Origin of the sequence: Simplicispira sedimenti, assembly GCF_022760965.1 — a bacterium.
Taxonomy (GTDB): domain Bacteria; phylum Pseudomonadota; class Gammaproteobacteria; order Burkholderiales; family Burkholderiaceae_C; genus Simplicispira; species Simplicispira sedimenti.
The window spans coordinates 429,996-451,972 of sequence record NZ_JAKVIJ010000001.1 but is presented as its reverse complement, the minus strand read 5'-3'; the positions used below and the strand labels follow the sequence as shown (position 1 = coordinate 451,972).

Here is a 21,977-nt window from a genome sequence, read left to right as displayed (position 1 = left end):
TAGTGGAGGCCAAGAAAACTGCAATCCCGCAGATGGCCGACAGAAAGTCAATCAAATGCAAACGCAAAATCCTGGCGATGACAGCCGCATCCCGCTCGAAGACATCGGTGCCGCCATCCGCGAAGGCCGTGGCCTTCGTCTGGCACACCTCTACCGTATCGTGGTGGCCGATGAACAGCTCAACGAGCTCAACCTGGATCTGAGTGATCCGGTCCCCACCGGCCGCCAGATCCTGCAGGCTGCTGGAGTTCGCCCGGTGGCTGACTACAGCATCTACGCGATCCTGCCATCCGGCGAATTTGAAGATCTGCGTCTCGACGAGACTTACGACTTGCGTGAGCGCGGCGCGGAGCGTTTCGTCATCTTCCAGACGGACCGCGCATTCAAGTTCACGATCGACGATCGCCAAATGGAATGGGGTAAGCCCTCGATCAGCGGCAAGATCTTGAAGGCGTTGGCTGGCGTCCCTACCGACACCTATGACGTCTACCTCGAAGTCCGCGGCGGCGGCCAGGATGTTCTCATCCGCGACGCCGACTTGCTCGACCTCAGCAAGCCGGGCATCGAGCGCTTCATCACGCTGATCCGTGACACGACGGAAGGACTCGCGGCGCTGCCGGAGGCCGATCAGCGCTATCTGGACAGCCACGGCTTCGCCGTGGAAGTGGTCGGTGACGGCATGCACACGGGTGTTGTGCTGAAGCAGATGCAACTGCCGCAAGGCAAGTTCAACCACCCTGCGGCCGACGTGTTGGTGATCCTCCCGCCCGGCTATCCCGACGTGGCACCGGATATGTTCTTCTGCGACCCCTGGTTGACGCTGGTGTCTGCTGATCGCTACCCGACATGTGCGGATCAGCCGCACGCCTTCATGGGCCGCAACTGGCAACGCTGGTCTCGCCACAACACCAGCTGGCGGCCGGGTGTCGATGGCCTGCACACGATGATCAAGCGCATCGAGCACGCACTAGCGGAGGCCAAGTGATGTCGGCCGCAGCGCTGGACATCATCTTGCTTGAATCCCATGAAGCGGCGCTGCGCACGCTCCTTCACCGGGAAAACGGCACTGAGGCAGCCGCCTATGTGCTGTTCGGCAAGGCCGAGATCGCAGCAGACCCGTGGTCCAAGCAGCCACGCATCCGCCTGATCTCGCACGAGGTGGTGCCGATCACGTCAGACGAAATGGTTTCGTCCTCCTCGACGCATGTGACGTGGTCGACGCAGGGATTCATGCGGCTGCTGGGCTTGGCGCAGCACCGCAACCTCGTTCCTGGGCTGGTTCACACACATCCTGGGGCCAAGGCGTTCTTCTCCGACCAGGACGACCGCAACGAAGCTGAGCTAGCGCGCACCACCTTCAACAAGGGCACACAGGGGCTTGCCAGCATGGTCTTCGGCCAGGACGACGCCATCGTGGGGCGCCTGTGGACATCGGCCAAGGCATCCACGCAAGCCTCATCGATCTCCATTGTCGGAAGCCAGATCAAGATCTGGCGTGAGGATGCTGGGCACGAAGACACGGCGTTTTTGGCTCGGCAAGCAGCACTGTTCGGCAAAGGATTCAATCCGATCGTGCGGGCGCTGCGCGTCGGCGTGATCGGTTGCGGCGGTACGGGCAGTGCCGTGGCTTCGCTGCTGACTCGGCTGGGGGTCGGTCACCTGGCGTTGATGGACAACGACACGATCGACACGACCAACCTCAATCGTGTTCACGGTTCACGCGCTGCAGACGTACCTGCCAAGCTGGCCAAAGTGGACATCCTCGCACGCGAAATCGAGGCGTGCGGTTTGGGCAACCACGTAGTCACCCGGCGGGCGTGGGTGGGCGATCCATCGCTGCGTGACGTTCTGCGGTCTTGCGACGTGCTTTTCGGCTGTACCGATGACAACCAGGGGCGTCTCACGCTGAACCGGCTTTCCCACTACTACGGGATTCCGCTGATCGACGTGGGGTTGCGTATGCGGTCGGCCAAAAGCGGCGTGGACTACGACATGACGGGCCGAATCACGACCATCCGACCAGGCAACCCTTGCCTGATGTGTCTTGGCGTCGTCAACGCCCAGCGTGCTGCAGCCGAAGGTTTGCAGCGCAATGATCCTGCGGAGTTTGAGCGCCGTAAGGCTGAGGCGTATGTGGCAGGCGGTGGCGATCCAGCACCAGCAGTGGTCACATTCACCACCAGTATTGCTTGCGCTGCAGTTGATGAATTGATCCAGGGTTTGACAGGTTTTCGCGGCCCAGGCGGCATGGCGCAAAACCGCATTCGCCGATTCGACCGTGTGGAGGACCGCTCCACGACGTGCCGACCAGTTCCGACCTGCCCTGTTTGTGGAACCGAGGCCATCTGGGGCCGTGGTGACGTGAACCCCTTTCTTGGCGTGATTGGCTGACTGTATGAAGCGTCTTTTCGCATTGATGTTGCGCAGCCTCGGCCTTCTGGACTTCAACTTCCTCGTTAAACGAGTGGCTCGACACCCGGGCAAGACCGAGATTCCTGCGGGTGAGCTGTGGCTGGTGGTGGACGGCGGGGTCAAGAAATGGGCATGCTTGGGTTGCCCAGGCGGATGCGGTGTGCAGATATCACTGTCATTGAATCCCGAACGTCGTCCACGCTGGAAAGTCGATCAAGACTTTTGGCAGCGACCTACGGTCTCCCCGTCTATTCATCAGCAGAGAATGTGCCGATGTCATTTTTGGATCCGAAGTGGGTTGATTGAGTGGTGCAAGACTGAAGTTGAATTGCCGGATGCAGCCTTGCAAACGGCTGAGGCGGGTTTCCGAACGAAGCAGCCGATCGACTCAGCGGACCCCGAACGGCAGGTTTCGGCGGCGGCCGTCACTCGACGATGAAAGCTGAGCGTCTGCAACCAGCCTGAAGCAGTCAAATGCTGCATGAATTCGCAAGACAGCAATTGGCCGAGAGCGCCGCTTCCGTCGAACTCCACAAAGCTGCCATTGAGGGCGGCTACCCCTGCACTGGGGCGTGCCGCTCCCATCGCTCAATTCAGATCTCTGTCTGCTCGGAGATCTCAAGGGCGTCGTCGACTTCGATACCCAGGTACCTCACCGTGGACTCAAGTTTGGAATGGCCGAGCAGCAACTGCACTGCTCGCAGGTTCTTGGTCCGGCGATAGATCAAAGTTGCCTTGGTCCTGCGCATCGAGTGGGTCCCGTACTCAGATCGATCCAACCCAAGTTCGTCCACCCAGTGCCCAAGAATCCGGGCGTACTGCCTGGTTCCCAAATGTGGTGACTCGTGAAGTCGGCTGGGGAAGAGAAAGTCATCTGACTTCAGCTCTGCCTTCTTGATCCAGGCTTGCAGGGCTTCCCGGGTGACTCCAGTGATCTCGAACTGGACCGGTCGTTTGGTCTTGTGCTGCATGACGATGGCCCGCGTAGCCACTTGGTCACCATGGGTCACGTCACGCACTTTGAGTGCAACGAGATCGCATCCGCGAAGTTTGCTGTCAATGCCGAGGTTGAACAGCGCGAGTTCACGAACCCGCCCTTCCATCTGAAGGCGTACGCGCAGCGCCCAGATGTCTTTCACCTTGAAGGGTGCCTTCTGCCCAACAATCTTGCCTTTGTTCCACGGCTCGTGATGTGCGGTTTGGCCTTCGGTATCCATGATGATCTCCTATCGAGTTGAGGGCTCGACAGGATGCGCTTCAAGGCGCTGAGACACCAGCCTAGCGATGCTGCAAGGAAGTCGGGCTACGACAACGAAGGGCAGCTTCCAGACACGTTGCCAGATTCACGCTCTCGGCCAGAAGCGGACGGAGGCCTCGATCACCTGAAGCAGTCAGTCCACAAGCCTCACGATCCAGGCTTGGTGCACCCGCAGACTCAGTGGCCGTGCCGATGGTGCGCGTCCGGGAAGTGTGCGTGCGCGTGGGTCAGGGGTTCGTGCCGATGGGGATGTGAGTGGCGGCCAGCGACGGTACCCTCTGCGTGCTCGTGCTGGTGGTGCTCGTCGTGCTCGTGCTCATGGTCATGCTCCTCGGCATGGTGGGCATGCGCGTGGTCATGACGCTCGGTCAGATGCAGCCACACCCCAGCGGCCATCAAGGCACCCGCCAACAGCAGACCCGGCGTGACCGGCTCGCCAAGCCAAGCCACCGCAAGCGCTGCGCCAAAGAAGGGTGCCACCGAAAAGTACGCTCCCGTGCGGGCGGTACCCAGGTACCGCAGCGCCACCACGAACAGGGTCAGGCTGATGCCGTAGGCCCCGAGTCCGAGCAGCAACGCACCGGCCAGCCACGGCACTGGCGGCAAGGACGCGCCGACGGCCAGTCCGAGTGCCAGGTTCACGCTGCCCGCGACAAGCCCCTTGATCGACGCAATCCACGTCGCCTCGGCGAGCGCCACCTTGCGGGTCAGGTTATTGTCCACCGCCCAGGCCGCGCAGGCGCCCAGCACGGCCAGCGCAGGCCAGGCCTCGCCGATGCGCGCCTCGCCGGGCCAGCTCAACACCAGCGCGCCGGCGACGATGGCCACCATCCCGAGTGCAATGCGCCGATCGAAGTTCTCCTTGAAGACAGACCACGCCAGCAAGGCCGTGAACACGCCCTCTGCATTCAACAGCAAGGATGCGCCCGACGCGGGCATGCGCGACAAGCCGAACATCAGCAACAGCGGGCCTACGACCCCGCCCGCGACCACAGCGCAGGCGAGCCAGCCCCGTTGATTGGCTGCTAGCTTCACCGGTTCAGCGCGCGTGAAAAGGCGCCACAGCGCCAGCCCGACGCCGGAGCCCAGGTACAACAGTCCCGCGAGCAGCCAGGGATCCACGGTGCCCAGCAGCTGCTTGGCCATCGGCGTGCCGGCGCCAAACAGCGCCGCAGCCGCCAGCGCTGCGGCGACACCCGGATGAAACAAGGAGCTTCGGATCGTGGGGGTCACGGTGGTGTCAGGTGTCGGGATGCGTTCGCGTCAACGCCGGAGGTCGAGATCGGCCACGAGTTTCGACGCCTGCGCCCGCGATTTGACCTCATCGGTCTGAGCGGCCTCCCAGCTGAAGCTCGTTCCCCAGGTCCAACCCGAACCAATGAGTTCGACGACGCGCAGGTCACCGGCTCGTCCCTGGACACTGATGTCCACGCTTCGGCCCTCCCATTGCGCCGACAGGCGGTGTTCGCCCGGCTTCAGGCGCAGGCGGGCCAGAGACTCGGGAATGGTTGCGATGCTGGCCGCGCCGTCCACCGTCACGGGCACCATCAGGCTGGCATCCGCCCAGCGGCGGCGCAGCACGTACACGGTCAGGGACGCCGGATCGGCCTCGAAGCGCTTGGCATCGGCTTCGACGGCATCGGTCGGAACCGCCGTCGGTGTGCAGGTCAGTTTGGGGCGGTAGCTCTTGCCGATGCGATAGCAGTAGGTGCCGTCGGCATTGACCGGGCGGAGGGGCTTCGTCATGCAACCGGACAGGGGCACGAGGCCCGCTGCCGCCAGGCCGATCAGCAGGGTCCTGCGCTGGGGGAGTTGGGCTTTGCTCATGTTCGAGCCCGCCCTACTTCAGCGCAAACCGCACGGTTCCTGACGGCTTGCCGGCGATCGTGACGATGGCGACCACCTTGGTGCCAGGGCCCACCTTGAAGCTGCCCGTGGCCTCCAGCTTGTCGCCGGCCGGCTTGAGTTCGACCTCCTGCTTCTCGGTGCCGCTGAGCAGTGTCAGCTTGGCGCTGGCCTTGGACACGTCGACCGGCTTGCCGTGGTCACGCAGGTGCAACTGGATCGCAGCCGGCTTGGCGACCAGTTCGTAGTCCATGTCCTTGGCCTCGGTGACCACGCCGCCATGCTTGGGGCTGTGATCGTGTGCGCCTCCGGCATGGGCGGCGCTGGCCAAGGCGAGAGCGATGACGGCGGCAGCGTAGAGCTTGGCTTTCATGAGTTTCCTTTCAGTGGAGTGGGAACAGGGAATCGTTGAGATCGCGCTCACAGCGCTTCGGCGTCCTTGGCATCCATGAGCTTCTCTGCCGGCTTGCGGCCGAACAGCCAGAACATGGCGGGCGTGAGGAAGGTGTCGAGCAGGGTCGAGCTGATGAGCCCGGAGAAGATCACCACGGCTACCGGGTGCAGCACCTCTGTGCCGGGACGTTCGGCCTCGAACAGCAGCGGTGCCAGCGCAAAGGCCGTGACCAGCGCCGTCATCAGCACCGGGCTCAGCCGCTCCAGCGAGCCGCGCACGATCATCTTCTGGTCGAAGTGCTCGCCCTCGAAGCGCATCAGGTTGATGTAGTGGCTGACCTTCAGGATGCCGTTGCGCACCGAGATGCCGGCCAGCGTGACGAAGCCGACCATGGCGGCCACGCTGAGCGGTTGGCCCGACAACCACAGCCCGATCACCGCGCCCACCAGTGCCAGCGGGATGTTCACCATGATCAAAGCCGAGAGCACGGCGCTCTGGTAGCGCGTGTACAGCACCACGAACATCAGCGTCAGCGACACGATGGACAGCAATCCGATCAGTCGCGATGCTTCCTCCTGCGCCTGAAACTGCCCACCCAGCGTGATGAACATGCCCTCGGGCAGCTTCGTCTCGGCGGCCACCTTGCGGATGTCGGCCACGATCTCCGACAGCGGCCGGCCCGAGGCGTTGGCCGACAGCACGATGCGCCGTTTGCCGTCGTCGCGGCTGATCTGGTTGGGGCCGTCGCTGTCTTCGACGCTCGCCACCTTCGACAGCGGGATCCGCCCGCTGGGGGTCTCGATGAGGATCTGGCTCAAACCCTCGATCGAACGCGCCGACTCCGGCAGCCGCACCACGAGCGCAAAGCGGCGGTTGCCCTCGACGATCTGCGCCACTCGCTCACCTTCCACCAGGCCCTGCAGCGTGGCCAGAATCTGCGGCGCCGGCACGCCATACTGCGCCGCGGCCGCGTAGTCCACGCGCACCTTGATCTGTGGCGCGAGCACCTGCTTCTCGATCTGCAGGTCAGCAATGCCCGGGATGGTGGCCAGCTTGGCACGCAGTGCATCAGCCTGGCCGCGCAGGGCGTCCAGGTCTTCGCCGTAGATCTTGATCGCGATCTGCGAGCGCACACCCGAGAGCATGTGGTCGATGCGGTGCGAGATTGGTTGGCCGACCTCGATGGCAGCAGGCAGGTTGACCAGTCGACTGCGGATGTCGGCCCGGACCTCGTCCATGGTGCGCGTCAGCTGCTCCGCTGGAACGATGCCGACATCGAGCTCGCTGACGTGCACACCCTCGGCGTGTTCGTCGAGTTCAGCCCGACCGCTGCGCCGGCCGACGTGCGTGACCTCCGGCACTTGCGAGATCAGCACCTCGGCCTGCCGCGCCAACGCCGAGCTCTCGGTGAGCGTGACACCGGGGTTCAGGCGGATGCCCACCAGCAATGTGCCTTCGTTGAAGGGCGGCAGGAAGGTCGTGGGGAAGAAGGGCACGGCGGCACCCGCCACCAGCACCGCCATGCCGGCGGCTGTCAGGGCAGCCTTGGGGCGGTTCAGCACCGCCTGCAGGCCGCCGCGGTAGCGCTTCTTCAACCAGGCCAGGGCGCGCGTGTCACCGTGGTCCAGCGTCTTCAGGCGGGGCAGCAGGTAGTAGCTGAGCACCGGCGTCACCGTCACCGACACCAGCAGCGACGCCAGCGTCGAGGCGATGAAGGCCACGCCCAGCGGCACGAACAGCCGCCCTTCAATGCCTGGCAGCGCGAACAGCGGCAGGAACACCAGCACGATGATGACGGTGGCGTACAGGATGCCCGAACGCACCTCCATGGAGGCCTTGGCCACCAGCTGCAGCGGGTGCAGGCGGTGCTGTGGGTGGCGCGCCCGGTCCTCCTTCAGCCGGCGCAGGATGTTTTCCACATCCACCACGGCGTCGTCCACCAGGCCGCCGATGGCGATCGCCAGGCCACCCAGCGTCATCGTGTTGATCGACAGGCCGAAGTAGCGGAAGACCAGCGCGGTGATGAAGATCGACACCGGGATCGCCGTCAGCGCGATCACGGTGGGCCGGACCGTGCCGAGGAAGAAGAACAGGATCACCGCGACGAAAACCGACGCGCCGATCAGCTTGCCTTGCAGCGTGGTGATCGAGGCCTCGATGAAGCTGGCCTGCCGGAACGTCACGCGCGGTGCTTCCATGCCCGCGGGTAGCGAAGCCTTCAGCCCTGTGAGCGCTTCTTCGATGGTGCGCGTGAGCGCGATGGTGTCGGCGGTGGGCTGCTTCTGGATGCCCAGGATGACCGCCGGCTTGCCTTCGAAGCCGCCCTCGCCGCGCTTGATGGCCGCGGCGAAAGTCACCTCGGCGATCTGCCGCAGCAGGATCGCTTGACCACGGTTGCTGCCCACGGCCAGGTTGCTCAGGTCTTCCAGCCGCGAGGTGCGGCCCAGGTGGCGGATGAGGTACTCGCGCCCGTTGAGCTCCAGGAAGCCGCCTGAGGTGTTGGCCGAGAAGCCGCGCAGCGCCGCCTCCAGCTGGTCGTGCGTGATACCGAGTTCGGCCATGCGTGCCGTGTTCGGCTGCACCTGGAACTGCCGCACCTCGCCGCCGATGGGGATGACCTGCGCGACGCCGGGCACCGCCAGCAGCCGGGGCCGAAGCACCCAGTCGGCGTACTCGCGCACGGCCATCGGGCTGATCTTCTTCTCGTCGACCGGTATCGCGATCTGCATGATCTCGCCCATGATCGAGCTGATCGGCCCCATGCGCGGCACCAGGCCTTCGGGCAGGCCTTCTTCCATCGCCGACAAGCGCTCGGCGACCAGCTGGCGGGCGCGATAGATGTCCACGCTCCAGTCGAAGGTAACGTAGAGGAAGGACAGGCCAGCCGACGAGGTGGAGCGCACGCTCTCCACACCCGGCAGGCCGTTCATCGTCGTCTCCAGCGGGAAGGTGATCAGCTGCTCCACCTCTTCGGCGGCCATGCCGCCGGCCTCGGTCATGATCGTGACCGTGGGCTTGTTGAGGTCGGGGAACACGTCCACCGGCGTGCGCGTCAGCGTGAACGCGCCATAGACCATCAGCACGACGGCCGCGATCAGCACCAGCAGCCTGTTGGCCAGGCTGTTTTCGAGTAGCCACTTGAACATGTCAGCGCACCTGGTTGATCAAGGTGGCGCCTTGTGTCGCGACACGGTCACCGGGTTCGAGCCCGGAGGTGACTGCGGCGTTGACACCGTCCAGGGGCTCGGTGGTGACGGTTCGGGGTTCGAAGCGTTCCGGCGCCGTCTTCACCCAGACCACCGTCTGGTTGGCCGGGTTCTTCATCAGCGCGGCCACTGGCAGCGGGATGCCCTTGACCTTGTCCTTCGTCTGCACGAACACGCGCACCGGCTGGCCGACGGCCAGCTGGTTGAGTGCAGCGCCTTGGGCGCGGAAGGCCAGGGGCAGCGCCTGCTCACGCAGGCTGCGCGAGGCCCCGATGAAGCTGAGCGGCACACGTTGGTTGCCCAGGGCCATCGTCGCGGTGCCGACGTTGGCAGCGATGGTGGCATCAAAGGCCAATGCCTCGATGCGCAGGCGCGAGGGATCAACGATCTCGAAGACGAGTTCGCGTGCATCCACCACCTGGCCGGCCACGACGTTGGCCGAGGCGATCACGCCCGATACGGGCGCCAGCAGCGCCTCGCGCGTGGACAAGCCACCACCCACCGCTGCGATCCGCGCCGACAGGCTGGCGGCTTCGCTCTCGGCGGCTTCGATCTCCTTGCGCGGCACGGTGTCGGCCAGTTCCTGCAGACGCGCGATGCGCTTGTCGACAAGGGCCTTCGCGGCACGCAGCTCGGCGAGCTGCGCGGTCTGGTTGGAGCGCTCGATGGGCGCCGCCGATGGCACGACGTAGGCGAGCACCTCGCCCTTGCGCACCGTCTGCCCGGGGTTGGGCAAGCCACGCGGCCCGGGTTCGATGCGGCCCGCGTTCAGCGGCTGCACCTTGCCACCGGCGTTCGGGTCCATCAGCACCTTGGCGCCCAGTTCCACCGTGCGGGGCAGTTCGGCCGCTTCGGTGACGACGGTTCGCACACCCAGCTGGCGCTGCGCGGGCTTGGGCAGGAAGACGCTGCCATCAGGCTGTCGCTGCGGTCCGTTGGCGCTGGGCGCGGCGGGGGCGTCGCCGTGGTCGTGGCCTGGGCCGGCATGGGCGGAGCCCAGCCCTGTGAGGGCGATCAGCAGCCCCAAGCTGGAGGCGATCAGGGTGCGCTTCATGCTGCAGCTCCTGCGCGGGCGCTGCGCGCATTCATCACACGACGTCCGCCCCATCCGAGCAACGCCAGTGCGGCGATGCCGGCCGCCGCCCATCCCGCGTATTCCGTCCACGAGTGCGCGTGTGCAGCCTCCTCGGTGTGCGCCGCCTCGTGGAGGTCGAGTTCACCTGCCAGCAGGTCGGCCTCGTTGCCGGCGGTCACCGTGGCGGTCACCGGCAAAACGCCGGCTTTGGGGGCCTCGGGCAGCACGACCTCGTATTCGTCGTCGCCATGCTTCTCAGCCTTGAACTTGGCCCCGCCGATCTCGAGCTCGATCTGCGCGCCGCGCACGGGGCTGTTGTCGGCAAAGCGATCGAGGTACAGCGTGATCTGCTTGCCGCTGAGCACGCCGACGAGTTCGAAGGTCTCGGACACGGCCGAGAAGCGCGGCAGCGCCTGGCCGACGGCCGCGGGCGCCGCGTCACCGTGGTCGTGGCCTGGGCCGGCCCAGGCCGGGGATGCAGCAAGGATGGCCGCAGCACACAGTGCAGCCGGGAGATTCGGGAAGTTCATGGGGATGTCCTGAAGGATTCGTTGAATGGCGTCACGGGCGGTTACTGGGGCAGAAGGCCCAGGGCCTGGCGCCACGCAGAGATCGCCGAAGCGAGCTCGATGCGGGTGCGTGCGGCCTGGCGCTCTGCCTCGGCGGCTTCGGCCTCAATGCGCAGGCGTGTCGGCAGATCGGTTTCGCCCAGCCGGAAGGACTTGTCGAAGAAGTCGCGCGACTCGCGGGCCAGTTGCGCGCGCCGTTCGGCGGCCATCAGCTGCGTGCGCGAGGCCTCGACCCGCGCGCGCGCCGCTTCCCGTTCTGCAGCGAGCCGCTCACGTTCCAGGGCCAGCAGGGCCTGGATCTCGGCAGCTTCGGCGCGTGCGTTGGCGCTGCGGGCATCGAAACGCGGGCCGGCGCCGAAAGGGATGCGGATGCCAAGCGTGATGGTCTGCTGGGACGCGTCTCCGCGCGCACCGCGGTCGCGCGTGGTCGTCAGCGTCAGCTCAGGGTTGGCGCGAGACTGGGTGGCAGTGAGTTCGACGGAACGCTGCGCCATGGCGGCACGGTCCTTGAGCTCTTGCAGAGCAGCATGCGCTTCGGTTTCAGTTGCCGTGGTGCCGGGGTCCGGCTCTGCCGGCGTGTCGTCAGCACCCGACAAGGCCGGGGCGACGCCAGCCAGTGCTCGCATATGCTGACGAGCCGCCGCAAGGCCTGCTTCAGCTTGCGCAACAGCAGCCTCTCCGCTGGCCACCGCGCCCTCGGCCTGGTGCTGATCGGCGCGGGCCAGATCGCCGGCCTTCGCACGCCGGGCCACGTCGGCGGCGATCAGGCGGGTGCTGTCGAGCTGCGCGCGGGCCGTGGCCACCTCGATGCGCGCACGCTGCCACTGCCACCATGCATCGCGCACCGCGGCAGCCACGCGCAGTTGCGCTGCGTGGGCCCGGCTTTCGAGGGCTGCACCCTCGGCGTCGGCCAGCGCTGCGCTGCGGCCACGTTCACCGGGCAGCCACAGCGGCACGGCGATGCCAACTTCGAGTTCACGCGCGCCCTGGTTGCTGCCCAGGCGGTCGGTCCTGTTCGAGACTTCCAGTGCCGCCGGCTCCGGCGTCCAGGCCTTGGCGGCTGTCTGCTTGGCGCGGGTGGCGTCACGTCGCGCCTGCAGCGCCATCGCCTCAGGCTGGCGTGACCAGGCAGCGTCGAATGCCTGTCGCAGATTCAACGGGCTTGCAGCGGCTTCCGTGCTGCCTGCTGCGGGCGCCACAGCGGCATTTGCGGCATCCGCAGCTGCCTGCGCCACCACGGCCGTGCCGCACAGGGTCGCAGCGCCCGCCACACTGGCGCGCAACAGCCAGACCTTCGTTCGAGTTCGATTTCTCATCCAATGCTCCAGTGTTGAAAACAACCCACGGGAGATCGGCAAGCGGCGACCAACAGGTCGCGCCGTGCCCGACGGCGCCGCGGGCTGCGGCGCGCACTCAGGCGCGAACGGGCGTCAGAAAGGGAAGAGACCCGCCTCGCCGATCAGGCGAGGGGCAGCCACTGAGGGCGTTCGGGTCGGGTCGGTGCGTGTGCACCACCCGTTTTGTCGACGGTGACGCTGGGCAGCGCGGTCGAAAGCGCACCCGGCAGACCCATAGGCAATGTCAGCATCGCGCTGCAGGTGCCGTGGCAGTGACCGCAGTCCAGGTCCATGGCGCTTGGCGCCTTGTCGCCGTTCGCGCCACCGACCTCGTCCGGGGACGAGGTCAGATCTGCACCCGCATCAACAGCCGGCCCGGCATCGCTGCCGGCGTCGGCGTGGTGCTCATGGTCATGGTCATGGTGACCAAAGTGTCCCGTGCTCGCCTGACTCTCATGCCCGCAATAAGTCGCCACCGCTGCCCAGCTGAACTGGAGCGGAAGCATGGTGAGCAGGAAAATGGCGAGGAAGCGACGCACCACCGAGAGTATAGCTGCTACAGGGTTTGTCCAGGCGCATGCAAGGCGAGCAGGTCGTGGGGTTTCACCACTTTGACTCGCGGATGCGGGCGACGTTGCGGTTCATCGCATGGCGGATGACGCGCCGGTACAGCCAGCGTTTGAGGCCGGAGAGATTGGAGCCGTGGCGCGCGTAAAAGGCATCCGGGCTGTCGAAAACACCGAAGTCGTCGGCGATGCCTTCCTTCTGGATGTAGGTGTCCTGGCCGCGCCATTCGACGCCGGGCGCCGACAGGTCGGCCGTGGCAGCACCGTAGCCGCAGAAGCGGCGGGCCTGCGGAAACCGGCGCTGCAGGCTGGCGAGGTAGGTCGCATCGAGGATGAAGCCTTCCAGCGCGATCCAGCGGCCTTCGAGGCTGACCTCGACCCAGCTGTGGATGATGCGTTGCGGGGCCAGCCAGTAGGCCAGTCCCGTGATTGCACCCTTCTGCAAGGTCTTGTCGATGGTGAAACCGTGGAAGCGGCAGGGGATGCCCACCGCGCGAAGCAAGGTCATCAGCAGCGTGCTTTTGGTGTTGCACTGGCCGATGCCGTCGGCCAGCACGCTGGATGCCGGCAGCTCGTCGCCCTCGTTGTAGCCGAAGGCGACCTCGTTGCGGACGAATTCGTAGGCGGCACCGATGCGGTCGTAGGGGCGCAGGGCGCGCCAGCCACGGGCGGCGACGAGCGCCTCGATGTCGGGGTGGTGGACATCCAGCAGCGGGGTCGCGGCCAGCAGGGTGTGCATTGCGTCGGACATGGTGTCGCTCCTGTCAGGCGTGCGCCGGCACGGGGCGAAGCTCAGCCCTTGCCTGCTGAATGACCGAGCGCGCGGCGGTCAGCGCCAGCACGCCCATGACTGAGGCGACCGCAAGGTCGGGCCAGCCGCTTCCGGCACCGAAGACGCCCAGCGCGGCGGCCATCACCGCCACGTTGCCGATCGCGTCGTTGCGGCTGCACAGCCACACCGAGCGCATGTTGGCGTCGCCCTCGCGCCAGGCGTAGAGCATTGCGGCGACCGACACGTTGGCCAGCAGCGCCAGGGCGCCGATGGCGCCCATCGTCACCGGCTCGGGCACGGTGCCGGAAGCGGCCGACCATGCGGCCCGTCCGAGAACGAACATACCGAAGGCGCCCATGGTCAGGCCCTTGAAGAGCGCAGCCCGAGCCCGCCAGGTCAGCGCCATGCCGAGCACAAGCAGCGAGATGCCGTAGTTGGCCGCATCGCCGAAGAAGTCCACGGCGTCGGCCAGCAGCGACACCGATCCCGAGCTCAGGCCGCCGGCCAGTTCGACCCCGAACATGGCCAGGTTGATGATCAGCGCCGCCCACAGCACGCGCCGGTAGCGCGGGCTCTGGCTGGCCGCAGGGGTGGCGCAGCCGTGGCTGCCGCAGGAGTCGCTCATGAGGGGCTTTCGAATGTCGATGCCGGCATTTGAAACCCTGTAGCGGCTCCAGAGTCAAGCGGCTATGCTGCCGAGTGTTGGGCGCCCCCCGTCATAAACGTAGAGAGCTTCGATCCATGTTCGACTTCCTTCGCGTCACCGGACTGTTCTTCGTCACCGCTGTTGCCGAAATCGTCGGGTGCTACCTGCCCTGGTTGGTGCTCACGCAAGGTCGGCCGGTCTGGTGGCTGCTGCCGGCGGCCGTATCGCTGGCGGTGTTCGCGTGGCTGTTGACGCTGCATCCCAGTGCCGCAGGCCGAACCTACGCGGCCTACGGTGGTGTGTATGTCGTCGTGGCCCTGATCTGGCTGTGGCGCGTCGACGGTGTGGTCCCGACGCGATGGGACCTTGTCGGTGGAGGCATCTGCCTGGTCGGCATGGCGATCATTGCCCTGCAGCCCAGGGCAGCAAGCTGAGGAAAGGACACGGGCATGAAGATCGGTGAACTGGCGCTGGCGGCGCAGACCCAAGTCGAGACCATCCGCTACTACGAGCGCGAAGGCCTGCTGCCGCAGGCGCCGCGCAGCGAAGGCAACTACCGCATCTACGGGCCTGAGCATGTCGAGCGGCTGGCCTTCGTGCGCCACTGCCGGTCGCTGGACATGACGCTGGACGAGATCCGTGTGCTGCTGCGGTTCAAGGACGAACCGCAAGCGGAATGTGGGGAGGTCAACGTGCTGCTCGATGAGCACATCGGTCATGTCGCCAAGCGCATCCGCGAACTTCGGCAGCTGGAGAAGCAATTGAAAAAGCTTCGGGACCAGTGCACCGGCGTTCGTGAGGCGGCAAAGTGCGGCATCCTGAACGAACTGGTGCAGGCGTCGTCAGCGACGAGCATCAGGTCGGCAAGCCCTCATGTGTCAGGGGCCCATGGCAACCGCGGGCGTCGCGCTAACAGCTCGACGCCTGAATGACCGCTCTACTACAGCACCAACGGCTCCTGAGGGTCGAGAGGACCCGTTCACACACGTTGGAAGCCGCCATTCCCGGAAGTCTCACAAGTCTCCTCCCGCCAAGTGACCGGTTCAAGTGGTAGACCGGTCTCTTGCGGTACTGACCGATGAAATCTCTGCTGTGGCACTTTGAACATGGCACGACGCCGAAGTCGAGCGGCAGCAACCAGCCTTGAACAGTCGCTCGCACTCGCTTGCCCGAGGGCGGTTGTCGGAAACCTGCCCTCTCACCCCCGCCGCACCACAAACCCCACAAACCGCGCCCCCAGCCGCTCCACCTGCCCGGCCGTCAAGGCCCACGCGGAAGCGCCCGGCGCCCGGCATTCCTGTAGCGTCCAGTGGGCCACGCCCGCATCGGCCAGCGTGTCGGCCAGGGCGAACAGGTCGTCCACGCTGAACAGGCCCGCGTGCCAGGTGGTGCGGCACTCGTAAGCCACGCCGCTGGCGAGCAGGTGGCGCAGCGATGCAAAGGCTTTGGCGCCGCTGCCGGGGGTGCGGGTGATGGCGTCGTAGGCGTGCAGCGGGCCTTTGATGTCCAGGCCCACCCAATCGAGCAGGGACAGCAGCGCCTGCAGGCGCTCGGGGTACATGCCGCCGGTGTGCAGCGCGGTTTGAAAGCCCAGGGCGCGCACTTGCGCCAGCGCGGCGGGCAAGGCGGCTTGCAGGGTGGGTTCGCCGCCGGAGAAGACGACGCCGTCGAGCAGGCCCTGGCGGCTTTGCAAGAAGGCCAGCACCTCAGGCCAGGGCACGGTGGCGGGGGTGGTGGCGTCCAGCAGTTCGGGGTTGTGGCAGTAGCCGCAGCGCCAGGGGCAGCCCTGGCCATAGAGCACGGCGGCCAAGCGGCCGGGGAAGTCGATGGTGGTGAGCGGCGTGATGCCGCCGATGCGCAGGGGGTTGCTCACTTTTCAGCAAAGAACTGGCGCTCGTTGTGTTCGCCTTGTTTTCCGATGTTGAAGCTGGCCACCGGGCGGTGGTAGCCCATCACGCGGGTCCAGACTTCGCAGGGCTGGCGCTCGGCGTCGGTGAGTTGCACGTCGGCGGCGGTGGCCAGGGCGGTGTGTTCGGTGGTGGTGTGGTGCATGCTGATCTCCTTGGGGTGGTTGAAAATGCTATTGAGTTGATAGCTGCCTGCGCTTATCCAACAAGCGCAAGGTGCCTTTTTCGCTTGAAGTTTTATCGCCCTCAGGCAGCCAGGCGCTCGCGCTTGGCCTGCAGGCGCTCTTCGTCGCATTTCGGGCAGAACGGGTGTTCGCCCTCCAGGTAGCCGTGCGTGGGGCAGATGGAGAAGGTGGGCGTGATGGTGATGTAGGGCAGGCGAAAGCGCGTGAGTGCGCGGCGCACCAGTTCGCGGCAGGCGGCGCCGCTGGAGACGCGCTCGCCCATGTACAGGTGCAGCACGGTGCCGCCGGTGTATTTGGTTTGCAGTTCTTCCTGGCGCGCCAGGGCTTCGAAGGGGTCATCCGTCCAGCCCACGGGCAGTTGCGAGGAGTTGGTGTAGTACGGCTGGCTGGCGGTGCCTGCCTGGGCGATGGCGGGCCAGCGCTTTTTGTCTTCTTTGGCAAAACGGTAGGTGGTGCCTTCGGCGGGCGTGGCTTCCAGGTTGTAGAGATGGCCGGTTTCTTCCTGGATCTGCACGATGCGCGCGCGCACATGGTCCAGCAGGCGCACGGCAAACTGGTGGCCCTGGGGGCTGGTGATGTCGTGTGCGTCGCCGGTGAAGTTGCGCACCATTTCGTTGATGCCGTTGACGCCCAGGGTGCTGAAGTGGTTGCGCAGCGTGCCCAGGTAGCGCTTGGTGTAGGGGAACAGGCCCTGGTCCATGAGCCGCTGGATGAGCTTGCGCTTGACCTCCAGGCTTTGCTTGCCCAGCTCCAGCAGGCGGTCCAGCGCGGCGTACATGCCGGCCTCGTCGCCCGCATATTGGTAGCCCAGGCGCGCGCAGTTGATGGTGACCACGCCCACGCTGCCCGTTTGCTCGGCGCTGCCAAACAGGCCGTTGCCGCGCTTGAGCAGCTCGCGCAAATCCAGCTGCAGGCGGCAGCACATGGAGCGCACCATGTTCGGCTCCAGCTCGGAGTTCACAAAGTTCTGGAAGTACGGCAGACCGTATTTGGCCGTCATCTCGAACAGGGCGGCGGCGTTCTCGCTCTCCCACGGAAAATCTTTGGTGATGTTGTACGTGGGGATGGGGAAGGTGAACACGCGCCCCTTGGCGTCGCCCGTGGTCATGACGTCGATGTAGGCGCGGTTGATGAGGTCCATCTCGGCCTGCAGCTCGCCGTAGCAGAACGGCATTTCCACGCCACCGATCACGGGCACCTGCTCGCGCAAATCCTCGGGGCAGGTCCAGTCGAAGGTGAGGTTGGTGAACGGCGTTTGCGTGCCCCAGCGTGATGGCACGTTGAGGTTGTAGATCAGCTCCTGGATGCACTGGCGCACAGCGGCGTAGTCCATGCCGTCCTTGCGCACAAAGGGCGCCATGTAGGTGTCGAAGGATGAAAACGCCTGCGCGCCCGCCCATTCGTTCTGCAGCGTGCCCAAAAAGTTGACGATCTGCCCCACGGCGGAGCTCATGTGCTTGGGCGGGCCTGCCTCGACCTTGCCGGGCACGCCGTTGAGCCCCTCGTGCAAGAGCGTGCGCAGCGACCAGCCCGCGCAGTAGCCGCTGAGCATGTCGAGGTCGTGGATGTGGATGTCGCCATTGCGGTGCGCCTCGCCAATCTCGGGCGCATACACGTGCGAGAGCCAGTAGTTGGCCGTGACCTTGCCCGCCACGTTGAGGATGAGCCCACCGAGCGAGTAGCCCTGGTTGGCGTTGGCGTTCACGCGCCAGTCGGCGCGCGTGAGGTATTCGTTGATGGAGCTTTCCACGTCCACCAGCGTCTGCTTGTCGGCACGCAGTTGGGCGCGGCGGTCGCGGTAGGCGATGTAGGCGCGGGCGGTGTGCAGGTGGTTGGCGGCAATCAGCGTGTGCTCCACCACGTCCTGGATTTGCTCGATGCTGGGCGCCTGGCCGTGAAAGCGGTGGATCAGCACCTTGCCGACCTGAGCGGCCAGCAACTGCGCCTCGTCCGCCCCGAATTCGCCCGTGGCGGCCCCGGCGCGCTCGATGGCCGAGCGGATCTTGCGCGCGTCGAACGCGGCACGTTCGCCGCTGCGCTTGAGGACCTCGCGGGGCAAGGTGGCGGTGGTGGTGAGAGGAGTCATAGCGGCCCTTTGAACACTACATTTAGTGCGCATGATAGCCATCAAACACCATAGGTAGTTTGATCAGGCACAAACCGGGGGGCCGCAGCGTTGCGGGTAGGCGGCGGGGGCATGCAGCGGCAGAGCGCCAGGAAATTGGGGTGTTTTTAGCCTCCAGCGCCCGCAAGTAGGGCGCAAGCAGCTATCAAAAACAGAGCGCCCTAGGCTGCGCTGTGGCTGGCCTGCTGGGCGGCTTGCCGGGCAAAGGCCTCGAAGGCCTCGGGCTCCAGCGGTCGGCTGTACCAGTAGCCCTGGATTTCGCCGCAGCCCAGGTCCTGCAGCAGGCGGGCCTGCTCGGCCGTTTCCACGCCCTCGGCCAGCGTGGCCATGTGCAGGCTCTGCGCCATGCGGACGATGGCCGTCACGATGGCCTGGTCGCTGGTCTGGTCGGCCAGCTCGCGCACGAACGACTGGTCGATCTTGAGCTTGTCGATGGCGTAGCGCTTGAGGTAGCTCATGGACGAGTAGCCGGTGCCGAAATCGTCCAGCGCCACGCGCAAGCCCGCCTCGTGCAGGCGCCGCAGGGTGGTTTCGGCCTGCTCGGGGTATTTCAGGGCCACGGCCTCGGTCAGCTCCACCTCCAGGCGTTGGGGCGATACATCCAGGCGGTGCAGCACCTGCAGCAGCTCGTCCACGAACTGGGGGCGCGCAAACTGCGCGGCCGACACGTTCACGGCCACCACGATGGGCGGCAGGCCCGCCGCATCCCAGGCGCGCACCTGGCGCGCCGCGGCCTCGATCACCCAGAAGTCGATGGCCAGGATGGCACCGCTCTGCTCGGCAATCGGGATGAACTCGGCCGGCGACACCGGCCCCCATTGCGGGTGGTGCCAGCGCAGCAGAGCCTCGGCCCCCACCAGCGCGCCGCTGCCCATCGCACGCTGCGGCTGGTACACCAGGCGCAGCTCGCCACGGTGCGCCGCTTCCTTGATGCTGGCGGCAATCTCCAGCGAGCGCTGGGTGTGCGCCTGCATCTCGGGCGCAAAGAAGCGCAGGCCGTTGCGCCCGTCCTGCTTGACGCGGTACATGGCCACCTCGGCGGCCGACTCCAGGGCGCTGGTGGTCTTGGCGTCGTCGGGATAGACGGCAATGCCCACCGACGCGCTCATCGACACCGCATGGCCGTGCACCTGCAGCGTGGTCTGCAACTGCGCCAGCGCCTCCTGCGCGATCAGCGCCACGGTGGCCTGGTCGGCGCCCGGCACGATGGCGGCAAAGCTGTCGCCCGAGTAGCGGGCCAGAGCGATGTGCGGCTCCAGGCTGGCACGCAGGCGGCTGGCCAGGGCCACCAGCAGCTCGTCACCCGCTGCGTGGCCCAGGGACTCGTTGACCAGCTTGAAGTTGTCCAGATCGAACCACAGCAGCGACACGCGCCCATGGCTGGCGCCCGCCCTTTCTAGGGCCTGGGTGAGCCGCTCGTCAAACGCCTTCTTGTTGAGCAGGCCGGTCAGCGTGTCGTTGTTGGACAGCGCCTGGATGCGCTCCTGGGCTTCGCGCTGCAGGGTGATGTCTTCCTTGTGCGCGACGTAGTGCGTGGCCTCGCCAAAGGCGTTGCGGATGGGATAGAGCGAGGCGCGCTCGGTGTAGAGCTGCCCGTTCTTGCGGCGGTTGATGAATTCACCCTCCCAGGGCAGGCCACTGCGCAGCTTGGCCCACATGTCTTCGTAGGTGGAGCGCGGCGTCTGGTCCGACTGCAGGATGCGGGGGTTGCGCCCCAGCACCTCGGCAGCGCTGTAGCCGCTGCTTTCGCTGAAGGCCTGGTTCACGTAAATGATCTGGGCCTGGCTGTCGGTGATGACGACGGTGTGGGGGCTTTGGCCCAGCGCTTCGGACAGGCGGTGGATCACGGCCTCCTGGCGGCGCTGGAGGGTGTGTTTCCAGATGGCTTCGGCCAGGATCTGCAGCGCCTGCACCTCCGGGGTGCCATAGTCGGTCGCCTTGCCCGCCGCACCCAACAGCATGCGCACCTTGCCGCCCTCGACCACCGGCAGGCTGATGAGCCGCCGCAGCCCGCCCTGGCTCGGCGCCGTGCCGGTCTGCGGGGCTGGCTCCAGGCTGTTGAGCACCACGGCGCGCCGCTCGTGCAGGGCACGGGCCCACAGGCCCGCCTGTTCGGCGGCAAGCGCGCACCCCGTGGCCTCCCCCGAACAAACCGCCTGGGTGGTGGTGCGCTGGTCGTCCTGCACGAAGTGGATACCTGCCAGGGTGCTGCCCGTCAGGCTGCGGGCATGGTCGGCCCCCCGGTGCAGAAACGTGGCCTCGTCTTCCAGCACATCGTGCTGCTGCAGGTCCAACAGCGCCGCGTTCAGGTGGGCCTCGAAGCGGATGCGCTCTTCCTTTTCGACCGTGGCGGTGATGTCGCGCGCCAGCAGCAGGTAGGTGTCTGCGCGCCCTCCGGGGGCCGACTTGCGGGCCACGGCCAATTCGAAGTGGTACGGCCCATCTGGCCGGTCGAGCGTGATGCGGCTGCCACGGCTGGTGCCCTGGCGCTCGGCCTCTTCCAGCGCTGCCATACATTGGGCGGCCGCCTGCGGGGGCAGCACGGTATCGAGCCGGCGGCCAATGAGGTCGGACGGGGGTGCCACCAGTTGGCTTGAGTCCTGGACATGAACCGCCAGGTACACGCCCTGACGGTCCACTTCGAACAACAGGTCGGGCAGGGTGCTGAGCGTGGCACGCTGGCCCGCCTCGGAGGCCTGCAGATCCTGGTAGGGCCTTTGCACCGTTTCGACAAACAGGCCCCGGTACAGAAAGCCGTAGGCCAACACTTTGTAGAGGTGGCCCGCGATGTTGTACACATCGTTGACGTTGGCGTAGAGCGTGAAGAAGTACTCGCTCATGGCCATGGTGAACGAGGCCAGCGCCAGCCGCTCGACGCCGGATTCGCGGGCGTCGCGCAGGCGCAGCAGGAACCCGGCCCCGGCCACAACGTAAAGCGCGATCAGCGTGTACTCAAAATTCACCTTGAAGGGTGTCAGCCCCAACCCTGGCAGGAAGGTGCGTGGCACCCACTGCGGCTGCGCCAGCAGCACGTAATGCACGGCTCCCACGAGCAGCAGCACACCCAGCAAGCCCGCATAGCGCGATGGCGGCCCTGCCGCCAGGCTCCAGCGCCGGGGCCAGAAGGCGGCACAGAGCAAGGCCACAGCAGCGAACGAGCGCGCCGCCAGCCAGAAATTGATGGCTTTTTCCGGGCCGCTGGGCGTCACATAGTCCGGCATGCCCGCGTAGGACAGGCTGTGGCTCAGGTCCAGCAGGCCCACGCCCAGCAGGCCCAGGCCCAACACCAGGGCGCGGCCGTTGGCGCGGTATTTCTGCGTGACCCAGGAGATGCCGAACACCATGCCCACCATGGCGATGGCCACCACCTCCATGGCCGTGTGCAGCGGCACATAGCCGGCCACACCCCGCGCCGCGTCCGGCGCCGGAAACACCTTCACCAACCCCAGGCTGCCCAGAAGCAGCAGGAACCAAAGCATCGACTGGCGGAACTTGGCGCGGTGGGCGGGGTGGATCATCTCCAGGGGCCTGTGGGTGAGACGTTCCGCCGCGCTGTGGGCACGCGGGGCGAGAAAACTTTGTTACACCTCGGGCCATTATAGGAACGCTCCTGTGGCGTACCTGACACGGTGCGGCGCCCCAAAAAAAGGAGCCGGCGCAAGGCCGGCTCAATACCAAGG

At 66.1% G+C, this 21,977-nt stretch carries 20 protein-coding genes; 5 read left to right on the top strand and 15 right to left on the bottom strand.

Going from position 1 to position 21,977, the window contains the following annotated elements; all coding sequences use genetic code 11:
- The first annotated feature begins 55 nt into the window (after positions 1 to 55).
- From MJ602_RS02065 to MJ602_RS02055, 3 genes are read left to right on the top strand one after another with little or no spacing between them, the layout of a single operon-like run.
- Complete coding sequence (locus MJ602_RS02065; RefSeq protein ID WP_243019187.1) at positions 56 to 985, top strand: multiubiquitin domain-containing protein; 930 nt, start codon at positions 56 to 58, stop codon at positions 983 to 985.
- Positions 985 to 2,391 carry a ThiF family adenylyltransferase gene (locus tag MJ602_RS02060; protein WP_243019186.1) on the top strand — a complete coding sequence of 469 codons (1,407 nt, stop codon included), beginning with the start codon at positions 985 to 987 and terminating at the stop codon, positions 2,389 to 2,391. The genes MJ602_RS02065 and MJ602_RS02060 overlap by 1 nt, the downstream gene beginning before the upstream one ends.
- Before the next feature lie 4 nt (positions 2,392 to 2,395).
- Positions 2,396 to 2,851 (top strand): ubiquitination-like system serine protease family protein, encoded by a 456-nt coding sequence (locus tag MJ602_RS02055; RefSeq protein ID WP_243019185.1) that lies wholly within the window; start codon positions 2,396 to 2,398, stop codon positions 2,849 to 2,851.
- A 154-nt stretch (positions 2,852 to 3,005) separates the two neighbouring features.
- Here MJ602_RS02055 and MJ602_RS02050 read toward each other — a convergent pair whose 3' ends face one another.
- The 11 genes from MJ602_RS02050 to MJ602_RS02000 form a co-directional block, all read right to left on the bottom strand.
- Complete coding sequence (locus MJ602_RS02050; RefSeq protein ID WP_079367226.1) at positions 3,006 to 3,629, bottom strand: tyrosine-type recombinase/integrase; 624 nt, start codon at positions 3,627 to 3,629, stop codon at positions 3,006 to 3,008.
- A gap of 218 nt (positions 3,630 to 3,847) precedes the next feature.
- The gene (locus MJ602_RS02045) at positions 3,848 to 4,903 is read right to left on the bottom strand and encodes a DMT family transporter (protein ID WP_274754046.1); all 1,056 of its coding nucleotides are present in this window, start codon (positions 4,901 to 4,903) and stop codon (positions 3,848 to 3,850) included.
- A gap of 30 nt (positions 4,904 to 4,933) precedes the next feature.
- Positions 4,934 to 5,497: a hypothetical protein gene (locus tag MJ602_RS02040; protein ID WP_210931383.1), complete on the bottom strand. Its 564-nt coding sequence runs from the start codon at positions 5,495 to 5,497 to the stop codon at positions 4,934 to 4,936.
- Between the two features lie 13 nt (positions 5,498 to 5,510).
- Positions 5,511 to 5,888 carry a hypothetical protein gene (locus MJ602_RS02035; protein ID WP_210931385.1) on the bottom strand — a complete coding sequence of 126 codons (378 nt, stop codon included), beginning with the start codon at positions 5,886 to 5,888 and terminating at the stop codon, positions 5,511 to 5,513.
- A 47-nt stretch (positions 5,889 to 5,935) separates the two neighbouring features.
- On the bottom strand, positions 5,936 to 9,055 hold the full coding sequence (locus MJ602_RS02030) for an efflux RND transporter permease subunit (RefSeq protein ID WP_243019184.1): 3,120 nt from the start codon (positions 9,053 to 9,055) through the stop codon (positions 5,936 to 5,938).
- Between the two features lies 1 nt (position 9,056).
- Entirely contained in the window at positions 9,057 to 10,169 is a 1,113-nt protein-coding gene (locus tag MJ602_RS02025; protein WP_210931389.1) for an efflux RND transporter periplasmic adaptor subunit, read from the bottom strand.
- A complete protein-coding gene (locus MJ602_RS02020; protein WP_210931391.1) occupies positions 10,166 to 10,720 on the bottom strand; it encodes a hypothetical protein in 555 nt (184 codons plus the stop codon). Before MJ602_RS02020 ends, MJ602_RS02025 begins: the two co-directional genes overlap by 4 nt.
- Before the next feature lie 41 nt (positions 10,721 to 10,761).
- Entirely contained in the window at positions 10,762 to 12,075 is a 1,314-nt protein-coding gene (locus MJ602_RS02015; protein ID WP_210931806.1) for a TolC family protein, read from the bottom strand.
- A 143-nt stretch (positions 12,076 to 12,218) separates the two neighbouring features.
- On the bottom strand, positions 12,219 to 12,635 hold the full coding sequence (locus MJ602_RS02010; RefSeq protein WP_243019183.1) for a hypothetical protein: 417 nt from the start codon (positions 12,633 to 12,635) through the stop codon (positions 12,219 to 12,221).
- A gap of 64 nt (positions 12,636 to 12,699) precedes the next feature.
- A complete protein-coding gene (locus MJ602_RS02005) occupies positions 12,700 to 13,413 on the bottom strand; it encodes a transglutaminase-like domain-containing protein (RefSeq protein ID WP_210931395.1) in 714 nt (237 codons plus the stop codon).
- A 13-nt stretch (positions 13,414 to 13,426) separates the two neighbouring features.
- Complete coding sequence (locus MJ602_RS02000; protein WP_210931397.1) at positions 13,427 to 14,059, bottom strand: cation efflux transmembrane domain-containing protein; 633 nt, start codon at positions 14,057 to 14,059, stop codon at positions 13,427 to 13,429.
- Between the two features lie 116 nt (positions 14,060 to 14,175).
- On the opposite strand from MJ602_RS02000, the gene MJ602_RS01995 reads away from it, so the two are divergent.
- Positions 14,176 to 14,514 carry a YnfA family protein gene (locus tag MJ602_RS01995; protein WP_210931399.1) on the top strand — a complete coding sequence of 113 codons (339 nt, stop codon included), beginning with the start codon at positions 14,176 to 14,178 and terminating at the stop codon, positions 14,512 to 14,514.
- 15 nt (positions 14,515 to 14,529) lie between these two features.
- Positions 14,530 to 15,012 carry a Cd(II)/Pb(II)-responsive transcriptional regulator gene (gene cadR, locus MJ602_RS01990; protein WP_210931401.1) on the top strand — a complete coding sequence of 161 codons (483 nt, stop codon included), beginning with the start codon at positions 14,530 to 14,532 and terminating at the stop codon, positions 15,010 to 15,012.
- Positions 15,013 to 15,278: 266 nt separating this feature from the next.
- Here cadR and MJ602_RS01985 read toward each other — a convergent pair whose 3' ends face one another.
- The 4 genes from MJ602_RS01985 to MJ602_RS01970 all read right to left on the bottom strand — a co-directional run bounded on the left by MJ602_RS01985 (position 15,279) and on the right by MJ602_RS01970 (position 21,815).
- Complete coding sequence (locus MJ602_RS01985) at positions 15,279 to 15,953, bottom strand: anaerobic ribonucleoside-triphosphate reductase activating protein (protein WP_243019182.1); 675 nt, start codon at positions 15,951 to 15,953, stop codon at positions 15,279 to 15,281.
- Positions 15,950 to 16,132 (bottom strand): anaerobic ribonucleoside-triphosphate reductase, encoded by a 183-nt coding sequence (gene nrdD / locus MJ602_RS01980; protein ID WP_243019181.1) that lies wholly within the window; start codon positions 16,130 to 16,132, stop codon positions 15,950 to 15,952. The genes MJ602_RS01985 and nrdD overlap by 4 nt, the downstream gene beginning before the upstream one ends.
- A gap of 101 nt (positions 16,133 to 16,233) precedes the next feature.
- Entirely contained in the window at positions 16,234 to 18,258 is a 2,025-nt protein-coding gene (locus MJ602_RS01975; RefSeq protein WP_243019180.1) for a ribonucleoside triphosphate reductase, read from the bottom strand.
- Between the two features lie 200 nt (positions 18,259 to 18,458).
- The gene (locus MJ602_RS01970; RefSeq protein ID WP_243019179.1) at positions 18,459 to 21,815 is read right to left on the bottom strand and encodes a bifunctional diguanylate cyclase/phosphodiesterase; all 3,357 of its coding nucleotides are present in this window, start codon (positions 21,813 to 21,815) and stop codon (positions 18,459 to 18,461) included.
- Positions 21,816 to 21,977 lie beyond the last annotated feature (162 nt).

Coding starts and splice junctions, on each gene's coding strand:
- MJ602_RS02030 (WP_243019184.1), bottom strand. CDS start 9,055: ATGTTCAAGTGGCTACTCGAAAACAGCCTGGCCAACAGGCTGCTGGTG.
- MJ602_RS01995 (WP_210931399.1), top strand. CDS start 14,176: ATGTTCGACTTCCTTCGCGTCACCGGACTGTTCTTCGTCACCGCTGTT.
- MJ602_RS02005 (WP_210931395.1), bottom strand. CDS start 13,413: ATGTCCGACGCAATGCACACCCTGCTGGCCGCGACCCCGCTGCTGGAT.
- MJ602_RS02055 (WP_243019185.1), top strand. CDS start 2,396: ATGAAGCGTCTTTTCGCATTGATGTTGCGCAGCCTCGGCCTTCTGGAC.
- MJ602_RS02050 (WP_079367226.1), bottom strand. CDS start 3,629: ATGGATACCGAAGGCCAAACCGCACATCACGAGCCGTGGAACAAAGGC.
- MJ602_RS02025 (WP_210931389.1), bottom strand. CDS start 10,169: ATGAAGCGCACCCTGATCGCCTCCAGCTTGGGGCTGCTGATCGCCCTC.
- MJ602_RS01970 (WP_243019179.1), bottom strand. CDS start 21,815: ATGATCCACCCCGCCCACCGCGCCAAGTTCCGCCAGTCGATGCTTTGG.
- MJ602_RS02020 (WP_210931391.1), bottom strand. CDS start 10,720: ATGAACTTCCCGAATCTCCCGGCTGCACTGTGTGCTGCGGCCATCCTT.
- MJ602_RS02065 (WP_243019187.1), top strand. CDS start 56: ATGCAAACGCAAAATCCTGGCGATGACAGCCGCATCCCGCTCGAAGAC.
- MJ602_RS02015 (WP_210931806.1), bottom strand. CDS start 12,075: ATGAGAAATCGAACTCGAACGAAGGTCTGGCTGTTGCGCGCCAGTGTG.
- MJ602_RS02035 (WP_210931385.1), bottom strand. CDS start 5,888: ATGAAAGCCAAGCTCTACGCTGCCGCCGTCATCGCTCTCGCCTTGGCC.
- MJ602_RS02040 (WP_210931383.1), bottom strand. CDS start 5,497: ATGAGCAAAGCCCAACTCCCCCAGCGCAGGACCCTGCTGATCGGCCTG.
- MJ602_RS01975 (WP_243019180.1), bottom strand. CDS start 18,258: ATGACTCCTCTCACCACCACCGCCACCTTGCCCCGCGAGGTCCTCAAG.
- nrdD (WP_243019181.1), bottom strand. CDS start 16,132: ATGCACCACACCACCACCGAACACACCGCCCTGGCCACCGCCGCCGAC.
- MJ602_RS02000 (WP_210931397.1), bottom strand. CDS start 14,059: ATGAGCGACTCCTGCGGCAGCCACGGCTGCGCCACCCCTGCGGCCAGC.
- MJ602_RS02060 (WP_243019186.1), top strand. CDS start 985: ATGTCGGCCGCAGCGCTGGACATCATCTTGCTTGAATCCCATGAAGCG.
- cadR (WP_210931401.1), top strand. CDS start 14,530: ATGAAGATCGGTGAACTGGCGCTGGCGGCGCAGACCCAAGTCGAGACC.